The following is a 25,645-nucleotide window of genomic DNA, read 5'->3' on the forward strand; positions in this document are numbered from 1 at the left end:
GGGATTAGGCCGGCGCCGCCAAGCGAGCATATTCCGCTTCGGCGGCGCTGCGCTTTCGAGCTTCGGGAACGGCTCGCCCGGTAACACGCTGGCGAGCCGCCGCACGAGACAAGCAACGAGGGAAGATGCAAAAATTTGTCCGCGGTTTTTTTCTCGCCGCCGCGATCGGTCTCACCGGAATCCAATCCGCCACCGCCCAGCTTCTGCCGCTGGAATTCATCGAATATCCTGCCGCCGATCTGGTAAAGGCCGCATTCGCCGAGCCTTACGGCAAATTACTTACCGGCCACATTGTTGAGGCCATCCGGGCGAGCGCCGCGCCCTCGTGCCCGCAGGCGAGCGCCCTGCAGGTCCCGTTGGAGACGCGCGTCGTGGCGATCCTGCAGCGGCGCGGCACCCAGATAGTAGAGCTCACCGCCGCGACCATCGATCGCGCGGCGTTCCGTAGAGCGCTGGCCGCGAAGATCGGCGCCGCCGCGGTCGACGAGCGCGAGCAGCTCAAGAGCAATCCGTTGGTCCAGCAATACACGGCGCTGGCTGCTCCCATGGACGCCGCCATTGCCGCCAACTTTGTGGTCGAAAATTTGCAGCTTTATACTGTGACCCGAAGGATCACGTTCGCGCGGCCGTTCCCGGCACCGTACAGTGGTGATGATAAGCTCTACGAAAACGCTGATCCGACCGATGAGGTTGCCGAGCAGTTGAACAAGTTCAAGGAAGATGCGAAATCGCCGCACCTCGACCGCTATATCGCGCTGACGGAGGCGGCGCAGGAAGCGCTCTATGCCTTCGCCAGGACCAGCGAGCCATATAAAAAGCGCTCTCCGAGAACCCTTGTCGGTGGCTTCGACACCGATCTTGCCGAACTCTGCATGAAAGTCCGTTGAGCCACGCCGCCCTTGATCAATCGCTGGGGTATCGACCGCCGGCTCCCGAAGCCTTCGTCTGGCCGGCGCCAAAGCAGATAGTCAAAATGCAGTCGCTAAACTAACATTCCAATCGGGCCACTTCATGGGGGCCGGTCAGCATCACGGAATATGCTGTCAGGCAAATTTGTGGCCGCTTCGACCGCAACAAGGTCATGCAAAGCTATACCTTGAGCAATTCCAAAGTTGACATCAGCCGGGGGCTGATTACACGCTAGCGCAAGCGCGTTTCCGGACGATGCTTTGCGGCCTACATCCTTCGAGACGCCCGCTTCTCGCGGGCTCCTCAGGATGAGGTCGAGCAATTCTGAAGCAGTAGGATTAACTAATCCGCGCTGGCGAGCCGCCGCATGGTGAATTCGATGTCGCCGCCGGGCAGTTCGCGCCAGCTTTCCACCGCGCTCATATAGGCCGCCTTGGGAAAGCGATCGAGGAAGTCGCGCGCCCTCGCCCGCGCCTCGTCGCGCGGCAGCGTGAACGTCTCGCGCAGATAGCCGTCGTTCCGCCGGCCTCGGCCGGCCATCCGGCTGGCGAGATCGCGTGGACGCAGGACCATGTCGCAACTCCAGACACATGACGACCGATTGAACATAGTGCCGGCGGCAAGCCAGTTCCAGCCGTGGTTGGCCTCACTACTGGCTGGCGCTCCCGGTCTTGTCCTGGGTCTTGGGCTTTGGCCTGGCGGACGCGTCAGCCTTGGGTGCTACAGCCTTGGGCGCATTGGCCCTGGGCGCATCCGCGCCGCGCACATTGCCCCAGGGGTCGGAGGCCCCCTTGGCGTCGGGGATCTTGCGCAGGGAATCCTTGTAGGCGCGTTCCCGGATCGCCTCCTGCTCCTTTTCCTCCGGCGATTTGGACTGCAATTCGGGGATCAGATTGACATTGGGGGTTTGTGCCGAGGCGGCCGCCGTCAACCACACCATTGCCGCCACCGCGCTCAACATTCTCATCCAAGCTCTCCTGTGGAACGCCCGTCTTGCGTTTGGCTAAGGATACCACCGGCGCTGCCGCGCCGCCAAGCCGGCCCGCCGGTTTTGAGGCCGCCGCTCTCTGCACTATGGCGACGCGTCGGGCTGGAGCCGCAGCACCAGTCACCCTACACTGCGCCGGCAGCAACCACGGGCGAGGAACAGCCGTCATGCAACAGCCGCCGCAGGGCGCGGAATTCGGCATCGCGGAAGCCAACCGCGTGCTCGGCGAGGTGTTTGCGCCCTGGGTGCAGGATCTCAACCTTTCGATCGAGCGCCTTGATTTCGCCGCCCCCGAAGGTGCGCCCGACTGGCAGCCCGGCGCTATCCTGCGGCTGCCGTTCTCGGAGCGGCTGTGCCGCAACGGCGGCACCGTCTGCGGCCAGGCGCTGATGGCCTTTGCCGACACCGCGATGGTGATCGCCAACCTCGCCGCCAATCGCGGCTACCGGCCGATGACGACGGTCGACCAGACCACCCATTTCATGCGCGCGGTCACCGCCGCCGACATGCTGGCCGACGCGCGGGTGATGCGGCTCGGCCGCACCATGAGCTTCGGCCGCGTCACGCTGCTTTCGGCCGCCGACAACCGGCCGGTGGCGATGGTCTCCAGCGCGTTTGCGATGCTGCCGTCCTGATCGGCGACCGCGCAGCGCGTTCGGCGCTGGTCGCAAACCTTCTCGCTGCTGTTTCTGAGTTGAATGGATTCCGGGTTCAGCCCTGCGGGCTGCCCCGGAATGACGGCGCTGAGCCGACGCTTCTTTTCAACCCTCATGGTTCCAGACGCGCGAAGACGCGCTCCTCACCATGAGGGATTGGCAGAACCCACTTGTCATGCCGCGAGATCGCGAACGCATATTCCGTCGTCATCGCCCGCCTTGTGCGCAATTGCAGCGCCCACCACAGGATCGATAGCGCCGTTACCGCCGGCTCAGTATGCGCGGCGGCCATAACCGCCACCGTCGTTGCCGCCGCCACGCTGGCCGCCGCCAAAGCCGCCAATTCCAATGCCGATGCCGATGCTGACCGGCGGGCCGGCGGGCTCGTAGACCGGGGGCGGCGGACGGCGGACGATCACGACGTCATCATCCGGCGGCGGGCGGCGCGGCGGCTTGCGGTCGACGCGCTTGGGCGGCTCCGGCTCGACGCGCTTGGTCGGCGTATTGACCCTTTTCACAGGCGACGGCGACGGCTGCCCGTTGCAGGGACATGTCGGCGCGGCCAGCGCGACGTTCTGCGGCACGGCGCCGGCGCCGGCGACGACCGGCGGCGCGAAGTCGGGACGGTTGCGCAGCCGCTCTTCCAGCTTGCGCGCGGTCGCCGTCAGGTCGCTGTTGGGGAATCTGGCGAGAAACGCGCGATAGCCGGCCGCGGTGTTGAGGATCACCGCGTTGTTCCACGCCACCATGCGGATGTGTCGGTCGAGCCAGTCGCGCGCCAGCTTGCCGAGCTGGGTCTGCGCGTAGAGGCCGGCAAAGGCCTCATAGGCCTCGTCGGTGCCGTCGGCCACGATCAGTTCGTTGGCCGCCTCGACCGGATTGCCCCGGAGGTCGCGGGTCCATTCCGCGACCGTCTTCTTGACCACGGCGGGCTTCGGCCCGGGCACCGAGGCGCCGGAGAACCTGAAATCCTCGACCAGCGACGAACTGTCCCACGGCGTCTGCCGCCCCTCGGTCACCTTGTTGACCGCCAGCCGCACCCGCTTGAAGGTTTCCTCGATCGGAATCCCCCGCTCCTTGCCGGCCGCCAGCAGTGCGGTCGTGTACGGGCTGTTGGCGCCGCTGCCGTCTTCCGCCACCGCGCCCGGCGAGGTCGAGAACGACAGGAAGGTGCCGGGTGCGCCGACCTTGGCGTCGACGATGGCAAGCCCGCCGCCGGCGGTCTTGCTGATCTCGGGGAACGGGTTGTTGCGGCAGGCGTCGAGCATCAGGATCCGCATCCGGCTCGGCACCGAGTTCAGGGTGTTGAGGATGTCGTTGAGCCGCACCGCCTGGATCGGGATGTCGGCCTCGCGCTTCGGATCGATGTCGATCGGCACCAGGAAGTTCTCGCCGTCGATCTGCAGGCCGTGGCCGGCATAGAACACCAGCGCGACGGTGTCGGCGCCCTTGGCCGCCACCTTGCCGGCGAACTCGCTGACCGTCTGCCGCATCTGGGTTTGCGACAGGTCGGACGCCGTCGAGACCTCGAAGCCGGAATCGGTCAGCAATTGCGTGACCGCCCTGGCGTCATTGACCGGGTTGGGCAGCGCCGGCACCGCGCGGTAGGCGGATTGGCCGATCACCAGCGCGAGGCGATTTTCCGCGAACGCGGACTGCGCGCCGGCCAGCAGCGCGGCGGGGATCATCAACTTCAGCAGCGCGTGACGGAACATGGGGCCAACTCCAGGCAATGCAGGCTACGGGTTGGTCAGGGCCCAGAAGCCAAAGGTTCAAGCCGGCCGCGCCATGGGTGGCGGGACTTCGGCTCAGTTTAACGACGATTATGTCACAGGCCGAGGTCCGGATGGGTGACGGAAATCACAATCCTCAGGTGGCTTCCGCGCATTATGCCCGGTTCGGGCTGGCTGGCGATTGCCGCAGCGGGGTGTTTTGCCGGAATTCACAAGCAGCGGGTTTGCGGCCGGGCCGGGCAAAGTTTCAGCGCGCTCGTCAGCGAGAACAGCACCCGCGCCCCGCGGCCGGGATTGTCCGGTGCGCGATAGCTGAGCGGCGCCGCCGCGCCGATGTCGGCTTGCAGGCCCTCGGTCAGGAAGAAGCGAACACCGCCGCCGGCGGAGGTAAGCGAAAGGCCGTCGCTCAGGCGATAGCCCGAATTCCAGGCCACACCGCTGTCGACGAAGCCGTAGAGCTGATAGCCGCTCAGGTACTGGGAACTGGTCTTCTGGTCGAAGCGCAATTCGACCGAGCCTGCAACACCATTGTCGCCGCTGATCTCGGCGCTGCCGTAGCCGCGCCCGAATGCGATGCCGCCGAGATAGAATTGCTGCGAGGTGAACAGCGGACCGGACGCCGCCTGACCCGCCCCCGCAATTTTCACCGACCATGTATCGGACAACGTCTGGTAGCGCGTAAACCAGAAGTTCAGCGCCGAGAATCTTCCGGATGCCCCGTCGCGCGACAAATAGTCGTCGTCCCGGTGCGAGGCGCCGAGAATGTCGATACCCTGGCGGTAGTTCACCGTCAGATAGTTGTTGCCGCCGAAATTGTCCCGCAGCCGATAGTCCGACGTCAGGCTGAGGGTGCGGATCTGATCGGCGTAGACCGGGCCGAAAATGTCGCTCTCGGAGGCATTGGTGAATCCGGCGGCCGCGGCGAGCGTGAGTGTGGATTTTTGCGATTGCAAGGCAACAATGCTGCCGTGGATTTCGAACGATTCGGTCTTGATGGTGTCGCTATAGAGGCGTCGCCAGTCGCCGGGCCGGACTTCGCTGTAGAAACCCGACGCGCCGATGCGGGCGCCATCGGTGCCAATGGGAACCTCGTAGGACATGCGGCCGAACACAAGCTGGCGCGGATCGCCGGGCGTGGTCGAAAGATTGACGACCAGCGAGTCGCCCGGTGCGAGATAGGAGTTGAACGCCGCCGTGGCGTAGCTCAGCCACGGCCCGACCGAGGACGATCCCAAATTGTCGATGCCGAACGAGGTGAAGAAATGCCAGGTCTTCAGCGAAACGATCAGTCGGAAATGGCCGCTGGCGGCGCCGATTTCCTCGAGCGCAGTGTCCTCGATGCGCACGCCGGGCCGGCTGTTGATCAGGAGCAGCTGGCGTTCAAGGGTCGCAAGCCGTGAAGGCCGCTCGGCCAGCACGGCATCGAGCATCGGGCGAACGCCGAATTGTTCGGCGCCCTCGCCTTTCAGCGCCACTTCCGTGATGCTGCCTTCGACGACCTGGAGCTGAAGGCGGCCGTTCTGAACGTCCTGCGGCAGCACTATCGCCCGGCTGAGATGAAATCCGGCGGCGCGATAGACGTCGCTGACCGCCGCGGCGATGGCGGCCATGTCGGCCTGCGATATTTTTCGCCCGATGTAGGATCGATACGCCGCAACCAGCCTGTCCTGCGGTATCGCGATAGCGCCGGCGATGGCAACGCGCCGCAGCACGAACAGCGGTCGGGAATCGCCTTGCCCCTCTGGCCGGGAGAGTCGGGGCAGCGGCACTCGGGGCCGCCCGTCGGGTGCTTGGACCGATTGCTGGTCCTCGAAGCGCTTTTCCGTTTGCCTCGGATCGTAACCTGGCTGGGTCGCCTGCTGCGCTTGCGCCGGCCAACAGGACACGAGCGCCCAGAAAACGAAACAGGCCCCCGCCGACCGGTGCCCGGCTACAGCCGGACCGGCGCGTCTCCGTGAATCTACGGACGCGGGCGGCCGTGCACTGGTGGAACCCCTAGCCATATGATTTCTAATAGAATTTTATGGTCAACGTTTGGTTAATGCGCCTAGCCGCAGAGCGCGGCTTGCGCTCACTCAATGTTGAAACATTTCCGATAGCCTGCTGAACAAGGCGGCAATTCGGAGAGTTTCATGCGTGCATTACATCGAGCCTCAAGGCTGGTCGCGGCGGCGTTCATTCTGGCGGCGCCTCCCAGCGCCCTCGCCGCCGATGGCGACGACTGGGCGGTCAGCAAATCCTCGGGCGAGGTCTGGCTCACCGGCAGCGGCGTGCAACAGGCGTCGCTCAAGCAGGAAGATGTATTGAAGCCGGGCGACACCGTTCGCACCGGCCGCACTGGGCGCGTTCTGCTGCGGCGGGGCGAGGAAACGATCCTGATCGCGCCCAACTCGGTGGTCGGCGTGCCCGCGCAGAAGAACGAAGGCCTGTCCACGACGATCGTCCAGCAGGCAGGTTCGATCCTGCTTGAGGTGGAAAAGCGCAATGTCCGGCATTTCGAGGTCGAGACGCCCTATCTCGCCGCCGTGGTGAAGGGTACGCAGTTTCGCGTCACCATCAACGCCGGCAGCACCAGCGTCGCCGTGATCCGCGGTCAGGTCCAGGTTTCCGATTTCAAGTCAGGCCAGATTGCGCAAGTGATGGCGGGCCAGCACGCGACGACCTTCGCCAACGGCAAGGCCGGTCTGTCGCTAAGCGGATCCGGCAGGTTCAGCCCGATCGAGCAAGGCACGCCGCGCGCGCCCACCATTGAACGGGTTCGCGCAGGCCTCTCCGCAGCGCGCCATGCTGCAAATGGACAGAAGCCGCATGCGGCCCCACACGCCGCGAGACAGGGCGTGACCCGCATCTCTTCGTCGATCGGTGAAGTCCGTTTGAACGTCCACCGCGCCACGCAGGGCCTTGCCCGTGACACGTCGGCTGCCCATGGCGGCACGCGAAATGCCGCGCGCAGGGACACGATCTGGGCCGGGTCAGGTTCCGGAGCCAATATGGCCTCGGCCAACAGTGGCCAGGGCGACGCGGTAGCGGGCGCGGCATCAGCTGCGACCGGCGCGGCAGCTTCGGGCGTCAGCAGCACGGTCGCGGCCGTCAGCGGCTCTAACGGCGGCGGAAACGGCAATGGCAACGGCAATGGAAATAACGGAAATGGAAGCGGCGCCAACGGCAATGGCCGCGGCAATGCAAACGCCTACGGCCATTACAAGAACCGTTAGCGCAAACTTCAACGCACGAGGCCGTTGGCTGGTGCACCTGACGACGACCAAAACGCAAAACACCAGAATGGTGATCACGTGAGACAATATCGGCCGCACTTCTTTGTCGTGATTGCGTTGGCAATCGTCTTGCTGGGCGGTTGGCACGGCGGGCTCCGTCATGCATTGACCGACCTGCGGTTCGCCTGGCAGTCGCGCCAGGCCAGCGGCGATATCGTGGTGATCGCGATCGACGCGCCGTCGATCGACAGGATCGGCGTCTGGCCCTGGCCCCGCATGCTCCACGCCGAGTTGATCCGGCAGCTTCAAAAAGCCGACGTGCAGGAGATCGCGCTGGATGTCGACTTCTCCACGCCGTCGGACGCGGCGTCTGACCGCAACTTCGCGGAAGCGCTGGAGGGCGCCGGCGGATCGGTCGTGCTGCCCTCCTTCCAGCAGCCCCGTACCGACCGGGCTGCCCTTCACGTCAATCGCCCGCTGCAGATGTTTGCCGAGCATTCGTGGCCCGCGCTCGTCAACGTCGAAGTCGGGCCGGACGGCCTCGTTCGCCGTTACCCGTTCGGCGAGAAGCTGAACGGCGAGTTCGTGCCCGCGATGGCGGCGGTGCTCGCCGGACAATACGCCGAAACGCGCGCCCCCTTTCTGATTGATTTCAGCATCCGCACGTCCGGAATCCCGAAAGTGTCCTATGTGGACGTGTTGCGCGGCGACGAAGCGACCTTGCAGGAACTGCGCGGCAAGAAGGTCATTGTCGGCGGTACGGCGCTCGAACTGGGCGACCGCTTCAGCGTACCGAATGGCGCGATCGTTTCCGGTCCCGTGCTGCAGACCCTTGCCGCTGAATCGCTGATGCATGGCCGCGCCCTGCAATGGAGTTCGAGCATCGTCACGCTGGCTGGCCTTGCCCTGCTCGCCCTGGTCATGCTGGTCACATGGCGCCGCCTCGCCGCCGGCAAGAGAGTGGCGTTGCTCGCTGCCATGGCGGTTGCCATCGAAGCCGTCGCCTTCCTGCTGCAGGCGAAATTTCCGCTCATTCTCGACACATCGCTGTTTCACATTGCCATTGTCGTCTACATCGCCTCCATCGCGCTCGACGAAATCGACGTTCGCGATTTGCTCGGCCGGGTCGCCGAGAGCCGCTTTCAGCGCGTGGCGATGTCGATGGGCGACGGCCTGATCTGCACCGATTCCAACTATCTGATCACGGTCTGGAATCCCGGCGCGACGGCGATCTTCGACTACCAGCCCGCGGAGATGATTGGCCGACCGTTCGATGCGATCTGCGCCCGCGACGAAACCGGCGCAACCAGCCCCTTCTCGATCAGCAACGCCGCGCAGCTCGCCGCCGGAACGGTTGTCGAATTCGCCGGCCGCCGCAGCAATGGCAAGGTGTTCCCGGTCGAGGCCAGCTTCTCCCGCTGGCAGGGCACCGACGGATTTCAGTTCGGGGCGATCCTTCGCGACATCTCGGCGCGCAAGCGCGAGGCCGAGCGAATTCGATACCTGGCGGAACACGACACTCTGACGGGGCTCATCAACCGCGACACGCTTCACAGCGGACTGGCTGCGATGATTTCCCGCGCCGAGACCGACGAAGGCAAGGTGGCGCTGCTTGTGATCGGCCTCGACGGCTTCCAGCGGATCAACGACATGCTCGGTCACGCCAGCGGCGATCTGGTGCTCCGCGCCATTTCGGAGCGACTGACCGCGGCAGCTCCAGCTGCGGGCATCGTCGCGAGATTGAGCGGCGACGAGTTCGCGATCGCGGTTCGCACGGACGATATCGGCAATAACGTCAGCCGCTTTGCCGAGCAGATCGGCGCCGGCTTCGACGCGCCGCTGCTGGCCGGCAACCGCCAGCATCGCGTCAGGGTCAGCATCGGCGCCGCCGTCTTCCCCGCCGACGGCCGTGCCGCCGAAGGACTCCTGAGCAATTCCCATATGGCACTGAGCCGCGCCAAGGCAACCAGGCGCGGCGGTCACGTGCTGTTCGAGGATTCGATCCGCCGCGAGATCGAAACCCGCCTGACGCTGGAACTGGAACTGGCGCTGGCCGTGGAGCGTAACGAGTTCGAACTGTTCTATCAGCCACAACTGCACCTGGCCGACGGCCGCCTGATCGGCGCCGAAGCCCTGATCCGCTGGCGTCACCCGCTGCGGGGCCTGGTCTCGCCCGGCGAATTCATGCCGGTCGTCAACACCTCGGCGACTTCCGAGCGGATTGCCGACTGGGTTCTCGAAACTGCCTGCGCCAAGGCGGCCGCCTGGGAACGTGCCGGACAAAAGCTTCGCATCGGCGTCAACCTTTCGCCCTCGCAGTTCCGGACCGGCGACCTTGCCTGCTCGGTCGCGCAGGCGCTTGCGCGCACCGGCTTAAGTCCGACCAGCCTCGAACTCGAGATCACCGAGGACATCCTGTTGCACGACGAACTGGGCGCGCTGAGGACGTTCCTGCAGATTCAGGACCTCGGCGTCCGTATCGTGTTCGATGATTTCGGCACCGGCTTTGCCAGCCTCAGCTATCTGAAGAAATTCCCGCTCAATGGGCTGAAGATCGACAGTTCCTTCGTGCTCGGGCTGCTGGCTAGTCCCGACGACGCCGCGATCGTCAGTTCGACCATCGGGCTCAGCAAACAACTGGGCCTGTCCGTCATCGCCGAAGGCATCGAAAACCGAGCCACGGCCGACTTCCTGGTCAGCATGGGTTGCGAAGAGGGCCAGGGATATTTCTTTGGCCGGCCGATGCCGGCAAGCGAGTTCGAAGCCAAATTCCTCGCCATTCCGGCCGCCGCCGTCGAGGTCGCCTGACGGCCCGGGCGGTCGCCCGGCTAGGCTGAACGAGCCGTTAACGCGACCGGTCAAATCCGAACTTCGCCTCAACAATATCTTCCACCTGTTCCCGCTAGCGTCCGCACGGAAAAGACGATGGGGCAAGCGGCGCCGCCCGCTTCAAGTCGCGAACCGGGATGTGGGGAAGTGACCGACATTGCAGAGACATCGATGCTGCGTCGCGCCGCGGGCGCGGAGGCGGAGGCACGCGGGTCCCCAGCCCTCGATGCTCTGAAGCCGCTTGCCCACGTATCGGCCGCCGCCTGGCGCGCGCTCTCCGAACGCGCCGCCGAGCCGAACGGTTATCATCTACCGGACTGGCAATTGGCGGTGAACGCTTCCGCGCGCGGCCGCACCGGCGCATCGGCGCTCGGCGCCTGGGATGACGCCGCCGGGCTTATCGGTCTCCTGCCGGTCATCTCGTTGTGGCGCGCCTACCGGATTCCCCTGCCCGCTTTGGTCAACGCCGACCCCTACGGCACGCTTGGCACGCCGATGCTCGATCGCGACCGGGCGGAAGACGCGGTCGCCGACCTCCTGCAGCAGGCCCGCCGGGCCGGCGCGCACGCGCTGATCCTCCGCGCCACCGCGCTCGATGGCGCGGCCATGGCGGCGTTCACGACGGTGCTGCGCGACGGCGGCATGGCGCCGGTGGTCCTGCACTCTTACCTGCGCGCCTGCCTCGAGGCCTCCGGCGACGCCGATGAATTGCTGCGCGAGGCGCTGGGCGCCAAGAAGCTGAAGGAGCTGCGGCGCCAGCGCAACCGCCTCGCCGAATCCGGCGCCGTCCGGTTCGAGATGGCGCGCGCGCCCGCCGACATCGCCGCCGCCATCGAAACCTTCCTGGCGCTGGAGGCGAGCGGCTGGAAAGGCCAGCGCGGCACCGCGCTTGGGAGCCACGAGGGCGACGCGACCTTCGTCCGCCGCGCTGTGATGGCTTTGGCGGAAACCGGCCAGTGCGAGATCGCAACCCTGCGCGCCGGCGAGACGCCGGTGGCCGCGGCGCTGGTGCTGCGGCATCAGGACCGCGCCTTCTACTTCAAGCTCGGCGTCGACGAGCGCTTTGCGAAGTTCTCGCCCGGCGTGCAGCTGACGCTGGAGCTGACCCGGCATTTCTGCGCCGACCCGGCCATCGCCACCGTCGATTCCACCGCGAAACCCGGTCACCCCATGGTCAATCCGATCTGGCGCGGGCGGCTTGCGATCGGCGATGTGCTGATCCCGCTGCGGCGGCGCGACCCGGTGGTCGCAATGATCCGCGCCACGCTCGCTTTGCGCAGCGCAATCCGAGCGCCGGCGCGCCGCCTGGTTCATCTCATCAACAGGGGGCAATCCTCATGAGCACGCATTTTGCTCCGGCGCCGTTGATCACGGCCGATCACGACGCGCTCCGCCGCGATTTTCCGCTCAGGCCGTTTGCGATCCGTCACCAGCTCGTTGGCCATCCGCTGCTGACGCTGTCACGGATCGCGCAGCTTGCCGCCGAGTTGCCGCGCGACCTGATCGAATACAATTCCGGCAAGGTCGCGATCAGCCAGGATCCGGACGCCATTGCCGCACTTGACCTTGACCCGGTCGAGGTGGTGACTCGGATCGAGACCGCCGGCGCCTGGATGGTGCTCAAGCGGGTCGAGAATTCGCCGCCCTACAAGGCGCTGCTTGAGGACGCGCTGCTGTCGGTCGCCCGCGCGCGCGGCTTCAACAGCCTGCTCGACGCCGGCTTCGAGCAGGTCGAGGGCTTTGTGTTCGTGTCCTCGCCGAATTCGACCACGCCGTTCCATCTCGACAGCGAGGACAATTTTTTCGTTCATCTCCACGGCGAGAAATTCTTCACGATCTTCGACAATGCCGACCGCATCATCGTCCCCGACGATGAGATCGAGCGCTCGATGACCAAGCACCGCAACCTCAAATACGACGAGAGCTTCGCAGCACGCGGCCGCGAATTTCACCTGTTCGCGGGCGACGGCTGCTACGTGCCGTATCAATGGCCGCACTGGGTGCGCACGTCAGGCTCGTTCTCGATCTCGATGGCGATCACCTGGAAGACGCGCGAGGTGCGACGGCTGAACGACCTGCACTTCTTCAACTCGATGCTGCGCAGCATTGGCCTGCCGCAGCCGCCGCCCGGCAGGCAGCCGCTGCGCGACGCGTTCAAGCTGGCGTTCTATCGCGCGGTCACCACGGCGATCAGGCCGTTGCGCGCCTCGATGGCGATGCGCCCCCTGCTGCGGCGGATCGCGCTCGGCAAACGCGCGAACTACTATCTCAAGCGCGCGTGACCTGTAGCCCGGGGGCTACCTCATGCCTTCACTGCAACGGCGAGTGCGGCGCGGGCAGCATGATGGTCGAGTGCATCTCGTCGAGAAAGGCCGGCGCCTTGCCGAGAAACTCCTGCCAGACCGGATCCTTCAGGGCGCTGGCCCGCGCCTCGGCGCGCGCATTCAGGCTGGGATAGGCCCAGATGTGGCAGGCCTCGTTGGGCTGACCCGCCTCGGTCTGCCAGAGGCCGACGATCTTGGAGTGTTTCTCGCGCGCCGGCAGCACCGCGGTGAACGCGTCGAGCCACTGCTTCAGGCCGCCGGCGGGCTTGCCGCGGTAGTTGCGCAGTTCATAGAAATTGCCTGATGACGCCGGCGCGACCGGCGGCCGAACCGCAGTCATCAGGCGGACTTCCTGACGGACCAGCAGCGGACGGATCAGCGGCACATACTCGCCGGTCCAGCGCGGGTTTTTGGCCAGTTCGGCGCGCATCCGCGCCCGGGTCTCGAAATCGCTGTAGCTCCACATATGCAGGACCTGGTTGAGCGGCCCGATCTCGGTCGACCAATAGCCCTCCAGCTTGCCGTAATCGTCCTTGCGGATGTCGCGCGACACCGTGCTCGCCGCTTTCACCATGTCGCCGAGCGTGCCGGGCTTCACGGTGTAGGTTCGCAGTTCGTAGATCATGACGTCTCCCCGAGGTTTTCTTGTTGTTGGTTTCGCCATCGTCCCGCAGAGGCGACGAAGGATATCGAAGCGGCTACTCCGCCGCCTGGGCGTTGATCTCGCCGGACACCTCACGAATGGCGCGGGCGAGCTGCTCGGCAGGCTGCGCGCCGGACACCGCGTATTTCTGCGCGAACACGAAGGTCGGCACCCCCGAGATTCCCTTCTCGGCGGCTTCCTGCGCCTGGCCGGAGACCAGCGCGACATCCGCATCGGTCGCAAGCCGCTTGCGCATCTCGTCGGCATCGAGGCCGATATCGGCCGCCGCCTGCACCAGTACGTCGACATCGGTCAGATCGCCGCCGTCGCGGAAGTACAACTCCATCAGCCGCTGCTTCATCTCGCCGGACTTGCCCTCGGCCTCGGCCCAATGGATCAGCCGGTGGCAGTCGATGGTGTTGGGCTGGCGCTTCACGAGCTCGGGCCGGTAGTTCAACCCCTCCTCCTGCGCGGCGGCGACGACGCGGCCGGCAATGCCCTTGTAGGCTTCGACCGAGCCGAACTTGGCGGTGAGGTATTCGTCGCGGCTGATGCCCTCGCGCGGCACCCAGTTGTTCAGAAAGAACGGCCGCCACCGCACCTCCACGGGAACGTCAGGCACCAGCGCCAGCGCGTTCTCGATCCGCCGCTTGCCGATATAGCACCACGGGCACACCACGTCGGAGACGATGTCGATCTTCAGCGGTTTCAGGGCGGTCATCGGCGTCTCCTCGGGTAACAGAGGACGCCCAGAATAAGCCGAATGCGCCATCACACAAGGCCGCCGCCTGCATGCCTCGCATCCCCTGATTTCGCCGGGGCGGGCAATGACCGCTACTTCATGCCAGAGGGAAGCCCTCGACTTGCGCCATCTCCACCGAGCGGACGCTAGGGCGCCAGATATTGCAGGAGCCTTGGATCGTTACGAACCTCCTGCGCCGATCCCGAGATCGCGACCCTGCCACGGTCGAGAACCAAGGCCCGGTCCGCGACGCGTAACGCGAGGTCGAGATGCTGTTCCACGATCACGATGGCGATGTCCCTGGCCAGCAGGATCAGCCGTTCGGTGATTTCCTCAATCACCCCGATCCAGACCCCCTCCGTCGGCTCGTCCAGCAACAACACCCGCGGGTTAGCCAGCAAGGCGCGGCCGATCGCGAGCATCTTGCGTTCGCCGCCGGACAGTGTGCCCGCCACCTGGTCCATCCGCTGGCCGAGTTTTGGGAATGTCTCCAGTACGCGATTGACGGCCTGGCTGTCGCGGTTGGTCAGCGCGCCGACGGCGAGGTTATCCCGCACCGAAAGCCGCCCGAACACCGCGTGCTCCTGCGGCACATATCCCAGTCCGAGGCGAACACGCTGCTCAGTCGGCAATTGTCCGACACTGCGCGCGTCTAGCGTCACGGAACCTCCCAGCAGCGGCAGTTCGCCGATGATCGCCTTCATCAGCGTGGTCTTGCCGGCGCCGTTGCGGCCAAGGATGGCGACGCCGCCGCGCCAGGGAACCTGGATGCTGACATCGAACAGGACCTGGCTTCGGCCGTAGCCGGCCTCGACATTCCGGATATCGAGATAGGCGCTCTCGTTAGACACGGCGCAGATAGACCTCCTGGACCTGGGCACTGGACTGGATGTGCTGAACCGAACCGGAATCCAGCACGCTTCCCTGGTCGAGTACGGTCAGCCGGTCGCAGATGTCGCGAATGAAATCGAGATCATGCTCGACAATGACAAGGGAGCAGCGCTTCTTGATAGGCTGCAGCAGTTCACCGGTAACCCGTCGCTCCTCGAGGCTCATGCCGCCGGTCGGTTCATCCAGCAGCAGAAGCCGCGGCTCGCCAGCCAGCGCCATCGCGATCTCGAGCCACTGCTGCTGGCCGTGCGAGAGCGCGGAAGCCGGATCCGCCGCACGGTCCGCCAAACGGAATTGCTCGAGCATGGCCATGGCGCGGTCGTGCAGGATCCCACGGGTGCGTGAGAACACCAGCCGGGGCAACGATGTCTGAGCCTGCAGCGCCAGCAGGATGTTGTCATACAACGTCAGTGCCGGCAGGATGCTGGTGATCTGGAACTTGAGGCTCATGCCCTTGCGGGCCCGCTCGGCGGGCGAGGCTTGCGAAATGTCGTGGCCGCCAAACCTGACCGAACCCGATGTCGGTATCTCGGCGCCGGCGACGCATTTCATCAGCGTGCTCTTGCCCGATCCGTTGGGCCCGATCAAACCGTGGAATTCGTTCTCCGCGATGGTGAGATCGGCGCCGTTCAGGGCTGTCAGCTTGCCGAATATCTTGACCAGGCCCCGCGCTTCAAGAAGAGCCACGATCGGCCTTCCCGGGCGGTCGGCCGAAATCGCCGACGCGCTCGCGCTCGCTGAGGACCAGGCTGACCAGGCCGGCGGGACGAAACAGGATAACCAGCAACAGCAGCATGCCGAGGATGATCGGCCAGATGTCCTGGTAGCTGTCCGACAGCCAGAAGCTGACCGCCTCGATCGCAATCGTGCCGATCACCGCTCCGATCAGCGTGCCCGAGCCGCCGAACAAGACGTAGAGCACGACCTGCGTCGATATCACCACGCCGAGCATGTTTGGCCACACGAAACCTTCATGAAATGCAAAGAGACTGCCGGCGAGGCCGGCGATAGCACCAGCGAAAGAAAAGATGATCGCCTTGATCCGCTGCACCTGGTAGCCGAAGAAGGCGATGCGTTGCTCGTTCTCGCGCAAACCTGCCAGCGCGAGACCAAACTGCGATCGCACCAGGAAGCGGCACAGCAGATAAACGAGCAGGAGGATGCCCAGCACAAGGTAATAGTAGACCGGCCCCTCGGTGATATCGTAGCTGCCGAGATTCATCTGCGGAATCGATGGAATGCCGTTCTGGCCTCCGAGATAGTACCAGCCCCGCGCCACGCGATCCGCCGCATATGACCCGGTGAGTGTGCCGAGGGAAACAAAGATCACGCTGGACGGATGACGGCCAAGCAGCAGAAAGCCGCCGAGCAGCAGCGCGAAGGCGAATCCGATCAACAGGCCGGCCGGCAATACCAGCAGGATCGACGTGACGCCGAGATCGCGGGCGAGCAACGCGACACCATATCCCGCCGTTCCGAAGAATACCGCCTGTCCGAAGCTCATGATCCCGGCGTATCCCCACACCAGGTCGAACGAGAGCGCGAACAGGCAGAGGATCAGGACCCGCGTGGCGTAGATCGTCAGATAGTCCTTGAGCACGAACGGCAGCAGCAGGCCGGTCACCAGAACCACGATTTCAATAAGCGGCAGCACCTGCCACCGGCGCGAGCGGTGGGCGCCCAGCGAAAGCTTCGCCGTCGTCGTCTGCGTCGTGTCCGTCATCGGTCTGTCAGCGGCCTCGCAGGTCTTGCCGCGCCGCATGACCGGCGCTGTGTCACGCTCAGCATTGCGCTAGCATTCCTTGGGATCGACCATGCCGGCGCTGCGGGCGACGATCTCATACTTGCCGCCCTTGGAGACCGCCGTATACATCTTCATCTTGCAGTGCCGCTTGCCGGGGACCATTTCCGCGGGGCCACCGGGGCCCTCCGCGATCTTCGCGCGATCCAGCGCAGCGGCGACCGCGTCGCGATCGATCTTTCCGGCCTCCTTGACCGCCGCTTCCCATAGCTTGAGGCCCCGATAGGCGCCGGTCGCAGCACTTCCGGCGGCAAACAGGAATGTACCCGGGAACTGTTTCTCATAGGCCGCCTGAATCTTGGCGCTGAACGGATCTTCCGGCGTGATCGCCTTGAAATAATCAAGACAACTCGCAAGTCCTTCAATCTCCGCAGCCTGGTTGATGTTGAGCGTATTCTCATCGTAGTAGACGCAGGCCAGCCGGCCGCCGTTCTTGAGGAATCCCGCTTCGTAAAGCTGCTTGAAGAACGGCCCTACCCCTGGCGGGATCACGGTGTTGAACACCACGTCGACCTTGTTGGAAACGACCCGGTTCACCGTGGCGCTGAAGTCGATCTGGTCAAGCGGGTAGTATTCCTCAAAGACCACTTCGCCGCCGTTGGCCTCGATCACCTTGCGCGCGTAGACATTCAGGGTGTGAGGCCAGACGTAGTTGGCGCTCGGCAGCGCGAAGCGCTTGCCGCCGTTCTTGATCAGCCAGGGAATGAACTCGTCGCACTGCTGCGCCGGCGTCGGCCCGGTGCAGAACAGGTAGGGCGTGCACTCCTTGCCTTCGTACAGCTGCGGATAGATGTACAGCGTCCTGCCGCGCGCGACAATGACGTCCTTGATGGCGTTGCGCATCGAACTGGTGATACCCCCCAGCACGAGATCGACTTTGTCGCGCTGAATCAGCTTGCGGACGTTGCCGACCGCGACCGACTCATTCGACGCGGTGTCCTCGATGAACAGTTCCAGCGGACGGCCGAGCAATCCGCCGGCGTCGTTGATTTCCTTGACCACCATTCTCGCGACATTGGCGTTGGCGTTCCCGGCGTAGCCGATCGGGCCGGTCAGATCGGTTGCGACGCCGACCTTGATCGGGCCTGCCTGCGCGTTCGCCCAGTCGGGACGAATGACCCAACTGCCGACGCCGGTGGCGAGAGCGGTGCTGGCAAAGGCGAAATTGGAGAGAAACCGCCGGCGGCTGGGATTGTTGCGGTGGTTGGACATCTAGCTAGACCCCTCTTGCTGAAACCAGGCCTTGCGGCCGAAACTTGATGAAGATGATGGCGAGGACGAACACCAGGACGTCGGCGATCACGGGCGGCATGACCCAGGGCAGTGCGGCAGCGAGCGTTCCGATCACGCCGGCGCCCGCGACCGGCCCCGCGAACGATCCGATCCCGCCGACCATGACGGCGACGAACCCCTGGATCAGGAAACGCAGGCCGAGATCCGCAAACAGCGAGAACACCGGCACGATCAACGCACCCGCAAGCCCCGCCAGTGCGGCACCGAATGCAAAGGTGGCGCCATAGATCGCGCTGGTGGAAATGCCCGACGCCCGGGCGAGCGCCGGATTCTCCAGCGACGCCCGAATTCGCAAGCCGAAGGCGGTGCGCGCGAGCAGCAGATAACTGCCGATCATCACGAGGGCGGTGATGAGAACAATGACCAGCCGCCAGGTGGCGAAGTGCATGGTCCCGATATTGACCGAGCCTCCGAGCGGCTCCGGGACCGACAGATACAGCCCGCCAATCAAGCCGCGGACGATCTCGCGAATGATGAGTCCCAGCGCGTAGGTGCCCAGCATCGCCACGATGGGCGCCGCGTAGAACCGCCGGACGATCGATCGTTCCAGGACAAATCCCAGCGCGCCGACGACAAAGGGCGCAGCCAGCATTCCGAGCCAGACCGGCAGGCCCGCGCTGTGGACGACATAGGTGACGTAGGCGCCGAGCAGGACGAACTCACCCTGGGCGAAGTTGAAGATGCCCATCATGCTGGCGATGATTCCGAGCCCCAGCACGACCAGGACGACGATCGCGCCGAAACTCAGGATCTCGAACAGTGCGACGAACAGGTTATCCATCTGGCATCACCGGCACCCTCGGACGTTCAGCGGCTTACATTCTCTTCCAGTCCCCGGCCTGCTCAAAGGCGTGAGCCGCGCGATAGATGGTCGGTTCGTCGAAATGCCGGCCGACCAGCATCAGTCCGACAGGGAGGCCGTCGACCATTCCGCACGGGACCGACATCGCCGGGTGGTGCGTGATGTCGAACGGGGCGGTATTTGTGATCATCTCGAATGCGCGCGCACACACCTCTTCTCGGCTGGCGCCGGGTGCAGGCAACGGCGTCGCCTTCATTGGCGTGGTCGGCATCAACAGCAAATCGAAATTCGCCAGGACCTTGTCATAGGCCGCGGTCAGACGCCGCGAGATGTTGACGGACTTGCCGTAGTAGCGCGGGCCGAAGTTATTGTTGATGTAGACGCCAAGCATCAGGAACAGCTTTGTCGTCTCCGAAAGCGAATCCGCCTGCCTGCGCCAGCCGCGATGAAAATCCATCAGCGACGTTGAATAGAGGTCCTGACGGCTCAAGCCGTAGCCGTCGCCAAACATCATCGTCTGGGCGATTCCTTCGGCTCCGATCGGCGTCCAGATCGCCGGTCCCACCATGTGCATGGGGATGGAAACTTCATCGACGCTGGCTCCGAGGCTGGCCAGCCGTTTTGCCGCTTCCCGCACGCTCTCGTTTACGGCGGCTTCGGCGCCGGCCTGCTCGAAGCCTTCCCTGACGACGGCGATCTTCATGCCCTTGACGCCCTTCCCAAGCGCCTTGGTGTATTCCTGCACCTCGGGCGACTTGATCCGCGGATCATAACCGTCGTCACCGGCGAGCACTTCGAGCAGCAAGGCATTGTCGGCGACGTTGGCGGTCATCGGCCCGGTATGGTCGACGAAGATTTCGATCGGCATGATGCCGGTATAGGGTACCAGTCCCCAGGTCGGTTTCATTCCATAGGTGCCGCAGAAGGATGACGGCATCCGGATCGATCCGCCCTGGTCGCCGCCGATCGCCATGTCGACCTCGCCAAGCGCGACCACGACCCCGCTTCCGGACGACGAGCCGCCGGCGGAGAATCCCATCTTGTGGGGATTATGAACCGGACCGGTCGAATTGGTATGGCTGCCGCCGGAAATGCAGAACGACTCGCAATGGACCTTGCCGGCAATCTCGGCGCCGGCGTCGAGCATGCGCGTGACGATGGTGGCGTCGAAATCGGGCACATAGCCTTCAAGCGTCGAACAGCCGTTCATCATGGGTACGCCGGCCAGCATGATGTTGTCCTTGAGCGCGACGACCTTGCCTTTCAGCTTGCCGCTCGCGGCGCCCTTGACAGTTGATTTGCGGTACCAGGCGTTGCGTGGATTTTCCTCCGGGCTCGGACGATAGCCCGGCGTGCGCGGATATTTCACGATCGGGACCTCGTCGGACATCGCCGCCACGGCGTTGTAGGCATCGACCGAGCCCTGCATCAAACCCCGGAACGAGGTGACATCCTCATCGGTCAACGCCAAACCGCATTGGTTCGCAACCGCGCGCAATTGATCAGGGGTTGGAAGCGCTACTGTCACGTTGTTCTCCTGTTTCTCTGACGGTTCGCGAGCAAAGCTGCCGGGCGAAAGCACGCCCCGCCCGCATCAATAGAAACGGAAACATTTTCTTTTTCAAGTATTATTTTGAGCGACTTGGCGAGACGATGTGTGCGACGTCAGAATTGTTTGATCAGCCGGAAGTCGAGCCCGTTGGCCGTCGCAAGATAGATCGGCATGCGGGCGCTGCCGCGCCGGATGCCGATGGTGCCTCTCGCGCCCTGGTAATCGACATTCGCGGCTTCCGAGAGCAGCGGCTTGACCGCCAGCGATCCCGCCCGGGAGGCGACTGCCTCCAGAAACCGCAGGCCTTCGTAGTTTGATTGTGCGATCGATCCGAGCGGCGGCGCATTGCGGCCGAACAAGGCCTGGTAATGAGCGCGGAATGCATCGTTCTCGCGCGAGTTCCTGTCAATGAAATAGCCGGACGCGCAGAACAGGTTTTCGGTATTGTCGGCGCCGATGCCAAGCAGCACGGTCTCGTCCATCGCGCCGGCCAGACGCAGCATCCGCGAGCCCAGCCCCTGCTCGGCAAACGCGCGGTTGAAGATGACGCTGTCCGCGCCGATCAAGGTGATCAGAACCACGTCGGGCTTGGCGGCCCGGATCCGGGCGAGCTGGTCGCTGTGATCGTGCTCGCCGATGGCGACGAACTCTTCGCCGACGACACGTCCTCCGGAGTTCGCGATGTATTTCTTGATCGCCTTGTGGGAGAGCCATGGCCAGACGTAGTCGCTGCCGATCAGATACCAGTTTGACGCGCGCCTGTTGCTGGCTAACCATTCGATGGCCGGGCGCCATTGCGTTCCCGGTGTCTCGCCGATCGCCATCACGCCGGGCGTTCGCTCGCCGCCCTCGTACACCGGCGTGTACAGGTAGGGAATGTGCCCGGCGACGACCTCGCGCAACGCCACCCTGACGGCGCTGATATGCGACCCCATCACGAGGTCTGCATCTTCCGACGCGACAATGTCGCAAGCCGTCCGCGTTACGTCGTCGATAGCGCCGCCGGTGTCATGGAACGCCACCTCGATCTCGCGGCCGAGAATGCCGCCACGACGATTGATCTCGGAAACGGCCAGCAGCGTGCTGTTGATGGAGGCCGGTCCCCAGATTCCCGACGGCCCGGAAAGTCCGACGAAATTCGCGATCCGAAATCGCTTGCGATCGCGGCGGGCCCGAAACGGGCCCAGCGCCGGGACCGAGGTGCCCTCCCCGATGCCCGACAGGCCTCTCAGCCGCCATTCCGGCGGCATCAACGGCGCACCGGAACTCCCAAATTGCGTCAGCGAGAGCAAGTCGCTCTCCTTTCAACTCAAATCCGGCCCGATCAGACTACCACCGCCACGGCAATCGACAACAAAAATATCCTAGGGGAAAATATTGAATATTCAACGATTCCCATGCATATAGAACAAGCAAGAAGCGCTCAATATTCATCCACGATCCGCTGAAGAAGTTCAAATCCTTGGCTAGCAGCAAACCCATCACCACCCATCTCGCCTACCTGCTTGCGCAGGCGAACCGGGAAATCAATCGTCAGCTCGACGCGCGGTTTCGCAAGGAAGGCGTCCCGGTCGAGCAATGGCGTATTCTGAAAGTGCTATCCGATGGCAAGGGCCATTCGATGGGCGAACTCGCGGAAGCGGTGCTGCTCAACCATCCCACCCTGACCAAGATGATCGACCGGATGGTGTCCGACTCCCTGGTCTACCGGGTCCAGGACGCCGACGACCGGCGGAAGGTCCTGATGTTCTCTTCCGATCGCGGCAAAGCGCTGACCCAGCGCCTCAATTCGCTCGCGCTCCATCAGGAAGCCTTTATCGCCGAAAATTACGGCGACAAGGCCACGGCAGAACTGAAGCGCCTGCTGGAAGGCCTCATCGAGAAGGCGAACTGACCGTTGGTCGACGGCGCGACCGGCGACAAACCGCCCGCGCGCCCTGCGTAGTCGCGGACGTTGGCATCCGCGGAAACGGCCCAGCCCGGGTCAGGTCCCGTGGCCCGCTTGAATTTTCTCTAACCGAGCTTGGCGACCATCTCCCGCATGCACCGGGCTGTCAGATCGTCGGCCGGGAAGAAGGTCTCCAGCGCCAGCTCCGACAGCGTCACGTCGACGGGGGTGCCGAATACCATGGTTGTCGAGAAGAAGCTGAGCACTTCGCCGCCGCGCCGCAGCCTGAACGGAATGGCGACATTGTCGGCCGGAAGCGGCATGGAGCGCGCCGGGATTCGATAGGCCTTCAACTCACGGTAAAGGTTCAGCAGCTCCGGATCGGCGGTCGCCTCGCATTGGCGATGCAGCCGCTCCAGCAGATGGCCGCACCATTCCGCGAGATTGACGGTGCTCCCCGCCAGCGCCTCCGGATGAAAGGCGAGCCGCAGGATATTGACAGGCGGCCCAAGCAAGCGCGGCGGGATGCCTTCCAGCAGCGGCGCCACCATGCGGTTGGCGCTCACCAGATTCCAGTGCCGGTCATAGGCCAGCGCCGGATTGGGCTCGTGCGCCTTCAGGACGAGGTCGATCGCGGCCCGCGCCGATTTCAGCGCGGGATCGTCGAGCGCACGCTGCGGAAAGGCCGGCGCAAACCCCGCCGCGACCAGCAGCACATTGCGTTCACGCAAGGGAACCGCCAATCGCTCGGCAAGCTTCAGCACCATGTCGCGCGACGGCGCGGCGCGGCCGGTTTCCACGAAGCTGAGGTGACGCGCGGATATCTCGGCATCCCCGGCCAGATCGAGCTGGCTCAGATGGCGGCGCTGCCGCCATTCGCGCAGGTGGTCGCCGATATGGACTGGCTGGTTGCGTTCGGCTCGCGCCGCGGAAGCATGTGCGTTCATGGCAAAGAATTACCATGCGGCTGTCGCACGATCCATTACGTCCGAGGTAATCGAAACGCGCTATTCCGGCCTTCGCAGCGCCTTCATGCGGGCAACGTAGGCTTCGATCGCCGGATGCTTGCGCAGTTCCAGCGAACCGACGGGCGTCCTGCCGAGATAGACAAGTTGCCCCAGCAGCGCGAAATCGCACAAATAAGGCCGTTCGCCGATAATGAAGCGATGGGATTGGACGAGCCCGTCGATGGCCTCGAGGTGGCGGCGAAGGTCCGTGAGCACATGCGCGGGCGGCTTCCGCGACGTTCCCTGCCCGTGCAACTGCCGCTGGATGCGCCCCAGGTAGATCCGATACATCAGTCGGCCGTAAGCGCTGCGTCCGAACACCTGCGGGACCATCTTGCGGCCTTCCGGATCATGCCATTGGAAATACAGACCGCTGAAATACAACGACTCGTCCGACCATTCTTCCACTGCGTGGCAAATGGCGCGTTCCCGCGCGTCGCCCGGTATGACGGCAGGCGAAGGCGCTCTCGCCTCCAGTTCGTAGGCAATGTCGGTGGAATCCACATGCATCCGGCCGTCGATCTCGAGCGCCGGCGCCTTGCCGATCTTGCCCCGGCTGCGCACCGCCCACCAATGCGCGGGCGCGAGCATCGATACCCGGTCATGGGCAATGCCCTTGTAGGCCAGGATGGCCCTCACCTTCAGCGAAAACGGCGAAGGCGCCCAGTCATACAGTTTGATACGCATGCGTCTTACGCGCCTCCAAAACGGACGACCTTGGCGACGGCCAGTTTGCGGTATCGGCTTCCTCAATCAGGGCCGCGGCACGCTCCGCGATCATGGCTACCACAGCATTGGGGTGACCGCGCGGTATGGATGGCATCACCGAGGCGTCCGCGATCCACAGGCCTCCGATGCCTCGCACCCGGAGTTGCGGATCGACGACGGAGCCTGTGTCGTTGCCCATACGACAGGTACTGGTCGGATGATAGACCGTCTGGACGTTGCGGTGGATCCAGTCGGCAAGCGCCTCTTCCGTCTGCGGTAGCGGGCCCGGATCAACCTCGCCGATGGCATCGCCCCCCAGCGGCGCGGCGACCGCAACCTGGCGGGCCAGCCTGATACCTTCGAGCATGACCTGCATGTCGTGCCGCTCGGTGTCCGCCAGCAGGTTGAAATCGATCACCGGGCTTTCTCCCGGCCGCGGGCTTGAGAGCGTAACCGTTCCCCGCGACTTCGGCTTGACCATGACGGGCGCGATCGTAAATGCATGTCGCTGCGGCGGCTGCAGTCCCTGGCCGCGCCACTCGAACGGCGCAAAGATCAACTCGATATCCGGCGCGGGCTCGACGGCGCGCGAGGATTGCGCGAAGGCGATCGCCTCCACAGCATTCGAGGCAAGCATGCCCTTCTTGAACAAGAGATAGCGCAGCAGGTTGGAGATGGATTCCGCGTTCTTGAACGTATCGGTGCGCGACGTCGCAAAAACCAGCGGCACCAGGGGGTGATCCTGCAAACCGCGCCCAACCTCCGGCACGTCCAGCACGGCGCGGATGCCGAGCTTGCTCAGGTCCTGCGCCGGCCCGATGCCGGAATGCAGCAGAAGATACGGCGTACCGAATGCACCGCCGGCCAGAATAACGCCCTTGCCGCATCGGAAACCGATGCTTTGGCCAGCGCGGTCCACTTCGACGCCAACGCTGCGCCCGCTCTCCACCAGAACGCGGCTGACCGTCGCCCCTTTCAGGACCTGCAGGTTGGTCCGCTGACGGGCCGGAACCAGATAGGCGTCATAGGCGCTGTAGCGACGCCCACCTTGATGGGCGATTTCGCTGATCCAGGCCCCCTCGTAAGCCCCTCCATTATATTGATCGCCCGAATTGACGAGAACCCGGCGCGCGGCGGCAACGTAGGCTTTTGACAGCGGATGCGGATCGGCAACCGGCGTGACCGTCATCCGCCCCGTCCGGCCGCGCTCCGGTGCGCCTGAGCCGGAAAGGCATTCCTGCGCGGCAAACGTCCCACGCACATCCTCCCACGACCAGCCCGCGGCGCCGTTGGCCGCCCAGCCGTTGAAATCGGCGGGATGGCACCATTGGTGGATCTGCGCATTCATGTTGGCCGAGCCGCCCAGCATCTTGCCGCGCGGCACCACGATGTCGCGCCGTACATCGCCACGACTGTGCACGCTGCCGAAACCCCAGTCGAGCTTGCCGCGAAACAGTTTTGCAAAGCCGGCCGGGATCTTCACAAACGGACTCTTCGGTTCGCCGCCCGCCTCGATGAGCAGAACGCGGTTGCGCCCGCTCGCCGTGAGGCGTTCGGCAAGCACCGCGCCCGCGGTACCGGCCCCGACGATGATCAGGTCATGCATAACAGGCTCCACCATTGATACGCGTCCGGACCGGCAAAAACTGACGGGCCATCGACGA

At 64.5% G+C, this 25,645-nt stretch carries 23 protein-coding genes; 7 read left to right on the forward strand and 16 right to left on the reverse strand.

Annotation, left to right across the window (positions count from 1 at the left end; genetic code table 11):
- The first annotated feature begins 125 nt into the window (after positions 1-125).
- Positions 126-887, forward strand: coding sequence for a hypothetical protein (locus tag Q0D31_RS13975; RefSeq protein WP_291851692.1), 762 nt, complete (start codon positions 126-128; stop codon positions 885-887).
- 364 nt (positions 888-1,251) lie between these two features.
- Here the strand turns inward: Q0D31_RS13975 and Q0D31_RS13980 are convergent, their stop codons facing one another.
- Both Q0D31_RS13980 and Q0D31_RS13985 read right to left on the reverse strand, forming a co-directional pair.
- Positions 1,252-1,482, reverse strand: a complete 231-nt coding sequence (locus Q0D31_RS13980) for a hypothetical protein (RefSeq protein WP_291851696.1) — start codon at positions 1,480-1,482, stop codon at positions 1,252-1,254.
- A gap of 76 nt (positions 1,483-1,558) precedes the next feature.
- Positions 1,559-1,876 (reverse strand): hypothetical protein, encoded by a 318-nt coding sequence (locus Q0D31_RS13985; RefSeq protein WP_291851699.1) that lies wholly within the window; start codon positions 1,874-1,876, stop codon positions 1,559-1,561.
- Between the two features lie 188 nt (positions 1,877-2,064).
- On the opposite strand from Q0D31_RS13985, the gene Q0D31_RS13990 reads away from it, so the two are divergent.
- Entirely contained in the window at positions 2,065-2,532 is a 468-nt protein-coding gene (locus Q0D31_RS13990; protein WP_291851702.1) for a PaaI family thioesterase, read from the forward strand.
- A 293-nt stretch (positions 2,533-2,825) separates the two neighbouring features.
- On the opposite strand, the gene Q0D31_RS13995 is transcribed toward Q0D31_RS13990, so the two are convergent.
- Both Q0D31_RS13995 and Q0D31_RS14000 read right to left on the reverse strand, forming a co-directional pair.
- Positions 2,826-4,268 carry a caspase family protein gene (locus tag Q0D31_RS13995; protein WP_291851705.1) on the reverse strand — a complete coding sequence of 481 codons (1,443 nt, stop codon included), beginning with the start codon at positions 4,266-4,268 and terminating at the stop codon, positions 2,826-2,828.
- 227 nt (positions 4,269-4,495) lie between these two features.
- Entirely contained in the window at positions 4,496-6,172 is a 1,677-nt protein-coding gene (locus Q0D31_RS14000; RefSeq protein ID WP_291851708.1) for a ShlB/FhaC/HecB family hemolysin secretion/activation protein, read from the reverse strand.
- A 246-nt stretch (positions 6,173-6,418) separates the two neighbouring features.
- Between Q0D31_RS14000 and Q0D31_RS14005 the strand changes: the two genes are divergently transcribed.
- The 4 genes from Q0D31_RS14005 to Q0D31_RS14020 all read left to right on the forward strand — a co-directional run bounded on the left by Q0D31_RS14005 (position 6,419) and on the right by Q0D31_RS14020 (position 12,612).
- On the forward strand, positions 6,419-7,501 hold the full coding sequence (locus Q0D31_RS14005) for a FecR family protein (RefSeq protein WP_291851711.1): 1,083 nt from the start codon (positions 6,419-6,421) through the stop codon (positions 7,499-7,501).
- Positions 7,502-7,579: 78 nt separating this feature from the next.
- Positions 7,580-10,309, forward strand: a complete 2,730-nt coding sequence (locus Q0D31_RS14010) for an EAL domain-containing protein (RefSeq protein ID WP_291851714.1) — start codon at positions 7,580-7,582, stop codon at positions 10,307-10,309.
- 168 nt (positions 10,310-10,477) lie between these two features.
- On the forward strand, positions 10,478-11,671 hold the full coding sequence (locus Q0D31_RS14015; RefSeq protein WP_291851719.1) for a GNAT family N-acetyltransferase: 1,194 nt from the start codon (positions 10,478-10,480) through the stop codon (positions 11,669-11,671).
- Entirely contained in the window at positions 11,668-12,612 is a 945-nt protein-coding gene (locus Q0D31_RS14020; protein WP_291851722.1) for a cupin-like domain-containing protein, read from the forward strand. Before Q0D31_RS14015 ends, Q0D31_RS14020 begins: the two co-directional genes overlap by 4 nt.
- Before the next feature lie 28 nt (positions 12,613-12,640).
- Here Q0D31_RS14020 and Q0D31_RS14025 read toward each other — a convergent pair whose 3' ends face one another.
- The 9 genes from Q0D31_RS14025 to Q0D31_RS14065 all read right to left on the reverse strand — a co-directional run bounded on the left by Q0D31_RS14025 (position 12,641) and on the right by Q0D31_RS14065 (position 21,670).
- A complete protein-coding gene (locus tag Q0D31_RS14025; protein WP_291851726.1) occupies positions 12,641-13,279 on the reverse strand; it encodes an NIPSNAP family protein in 639 nt (212 codons plus the stop codon).
- Between the two features lie 73 nt (positions 13,280-13,352).
- Positions 13,353-14,018: a DsbA family oxidoreductase gene (locus Q0D31_RS14030; protein WP_291851729.1), complete on the reverse strand. Its 666-nt coding sequence runs from the start codon at positions 14,016-14,018 to the stop codon at positions 13,353-13,355.
- Positions 14,019-14,185: 167 nt separating this feature from the next.
- Positions 14,186-14,890, reverse strand: a complete 705-nt coding sequence (locus Q0D31_RS14035; protein ID WP_291851731.1) for an ABC transporter ATP-binding protein — start codon at positions 14,888-14,890, stop codon at positions 14,186-14,188.
- Positions 14,883-15,617, reverse strand: a complete 735-nt coding sequence (locus Q0D31_RS14040) for an ABC transporter ATP-binding protein (RefSeq protein WP_291851735.1) — start codon at positions 15,615-15,617, stop codon at positions 14,883-14,885. The genes Q0D31_RS14035 and Q0D31_RS14040 overlap by 8 nt, the downstream gene beginning before the upstream one ends.
- On the reverse strand, positions 15,604-16,653 hold the full coding sequence (locus tag Q0D31_RS14045; protein ID WP_291851738.1) for a branched-chain amino acid ABC transporter permease: 1,050 nt from the start codon (positions 16,651-16,653) through the stop codon (positions 15,604-15,606). Before Q0D31_RS14045 ends, Q0D31_RS14040 begins: the two co-directional genes overlap by 14 nt.
- 69 nt (positions 16,654-16,722) lie before the next feature.
- Positions 16,723-17,943, reverse strand: coding sequence for a substrate-binding protein (locus tag Q0D31_RS14050; RefSeq protein WP_291851741.1), 1,221 nt, complete (start codon positions 17,941-17,943; stop codon positions 16,723-16,725).
- A gap of 4 nt (positions 17,944-17,947) precedes the next feature.
- Positions 17,948-18,805, reverse strand: a complete 858-nt coding sequence (locus Q0D31_RS14055) for a branched-chain amino acid ABC transporter permease (protein ID WP_291851742.1) — start codon at positions 18,803-18,805, stop codon at positions 17,948-17,950.
- Between the two features lie 34 nt (positions 18,806-18,839).
- Complete coding sequence (locus Q0D31_RS14060; RefSeq protein ID WP_291851744.1) at positions 18,840-20,354, reverse strand: amidase; 1,515 nt, start codon at positions 20,352-20,354, stop codon at positions 18,840-18,842.
- Positions 20,355-20,491: 137 nt separating this feature from the next.
- Positions 20,492-21,670, reverse strand: coding sequence for a substrate-binding domain-containing protein (locus Q0D31_RS14065; RefSeq protein ID WP_291851748.1), 1,179 nt, complete (start codon positions 21,668-21,670; stop codon positions 20,492-20,494).
- 170 nt (positions 21,671-21,840) lie between these two features.
- Here Q0D31_RS14065 and Q0D31_RS14070 point away from each other — a divergent pair, with 170 nt between their 5' ends.
- The gene (locus Q0D31_RS14070; RefSeq protein ID WP_291851751.1) at positions 21,841-22,272 is read left to right on the forward strand and encodes a MarR family transcriptional regulator; all 432 of its coding nucleotides are present in this window, start codon (positions 21,841-21,843) and stop codon (positions 22,270-22,272) included.
- A 119-nt stretch (positions 22,273-22,391) separates the two neighbouring features.
- On the opposite strand, the gene Q0D31_RS14075 is transcribed toward Q0D31_RS14070, so the two are convergent.
- From Q0D31_RS14075 to Q0D31_RS14085, 3 genes are read right to left on the reverse strand one after another with little or no spacing between them, the layout of a single operon-like run.
- The gene (locus tag Q0D31_RS14075; RefSeq protein ID WP_291851754.1) at positions 22,392-23,213 is read right to left on the reverse strand and encodes a helix-turn-helix transcriptional regulator; all 822 of its coding nucleotides are present in this window, start codon (positions 23,211-23,213) and stop codon (positions 22,392-22,394) included.
- Between the two features lie 60 nt (positions 23,214-23,273).
- Positions 23,274-23,960, reverse strand: coding sequence for a glutathione S-transferase family protein (locus tag Q0D31_RS14080; protein ID WP_366518521.1), 687 nt, complete (start codon positions 23,958-23,960; stop codon positions 23,274-23,276).
- A complete protein-coding gene (locus Q0D31_RS14085) occupies positions 23,941-25,587 on the reverse strand; it encodes a GMC oxidoreductase (protein WP_291851761.1) in 1,647 nt (548 codons plus the stop codon). Before Q0D31_RS14085 ends, Q0D31_RS14080 begins: the two co-directional genes overlap by 20 nt.
- Positions 25,588-25,645 lie beyond the last annotated feature (58 nt).

Source organism: Bradyrhizobium sp. (assembly GCF_022844465.1).
GTDB lineage: Bacteria > Pseudomonadota > Alphaproteobacteria > Rhizobiales > Xanthobacteraceae > Bradyrhizobium.

Bases quoted from the DNA above. Each gene is read 5' to 3' on its own strand.
- Q0D31_RS13975 (WP_291851692.1), top strand. From the start codon at position 126: ATGCAAAAATTTGTCCGCGGTTTTTTTCTCGCCGCCGCGATCGGTCTC.
- Q0D31_RS13980 (WP_291851696.1), bottom strand. From the start codon at position 1,482: ATGGTCCTGCGTCCACGCGATCTCGCCAGCCGGATGGCCGGCCGAGGC.
- Q0D31_RS13985 (WP_291851699.1), bottom strand. From the start codon at position 1,876: ATGAGAATGTTGAGCGCGGTGGCGGCAATGGTGTGGTTGACGGCGGCC.
- Q0D31_RS13990 (WP_291851702.1), top strand. From the start codon at position 2,065: ATGCAACAGCCGCCGCAGGGCGCGGAATTCGGCATCGCGGAAGCCAAC.
- Q0D31_RS13995 (WP_291851705.1), bottom strand. From the start codon at position 4,268: ATGTTCCGTCACGCGCTGCTGAAGTTGATGATCCCCGCCGCGCTGCTG.
- Q0D31_RS14005 (WP_291851711.1), top strand. From the start codon at position 6,419: ATGCGTGCATTACATCGAGCCTCAAGGCTGGTCGCGGCGGCGTTCATT.
- Q0D31_RS14020 (WP_291851722.1), top strand. From the start codon at position 11,668: ATGAGCACGCATTTTGCTCCGGCGCCGTTGATCACGGCCGATCACGAC.
- Q0D31_RS14025 (WP_291851726.1), bottom strand. From the start codon at position 13,279: ATGATCTACGAACTGCGAACCTACACCGTGAAGCCCGGCACGCTCGGC.
- Q0D31_RS14030 (WP_291851729.1), bottom strand. From the start codon at position 14,018: ATGACCGCCCTGAAACCGCTGAAGATCGACATCGTCTCCGACGTGGTG.
- Q0D31_RS14045 (WP_291851738.1), bottom strand. From the start codon at position 16,653: ATGACGGACACGACGCAGACGACGACGGCGAAGCTTTCGCTGGGCGCC.
- Q0D31_RS14050 (WP_291851741.1), bottom strand. From the start codon at position 17,943: ATGTCCAACCACCGCAACAATCCCAGCCGCCGGCGGTTTCTCTCCAAT.
- Q0D31_RS14055 (WP_291851742.1), bottom strand. From the start codon at position 18,805: ATGGATAACCTGTTCGTCGCACTGTTCGAGATCCTGAGTTTCGGCGCG.
- Q0D31_RS14075 (WP_291851754.1), bottom strand. From the start codon at position 23,213: ATGAACGCACATGCTTCCGCGGCGCGAGCCGAACGCAACCAGCCAGTC.
- Q0D31_RS14080 (WP_366518521.1), bottom strand. From the start codon at position 23,960: ATGCGTATCAAACTGTATGACTGGGCGCCTTCGCCGTTTTCGCTGAAG.
- Q0D31_RS14085 (WP_291851761.1), bottom strand. From the start codon at position 25,587: ATGCATGACCTGATCATCGTCGGGGCCGGTACCGCGGGCGCGGTGCTT.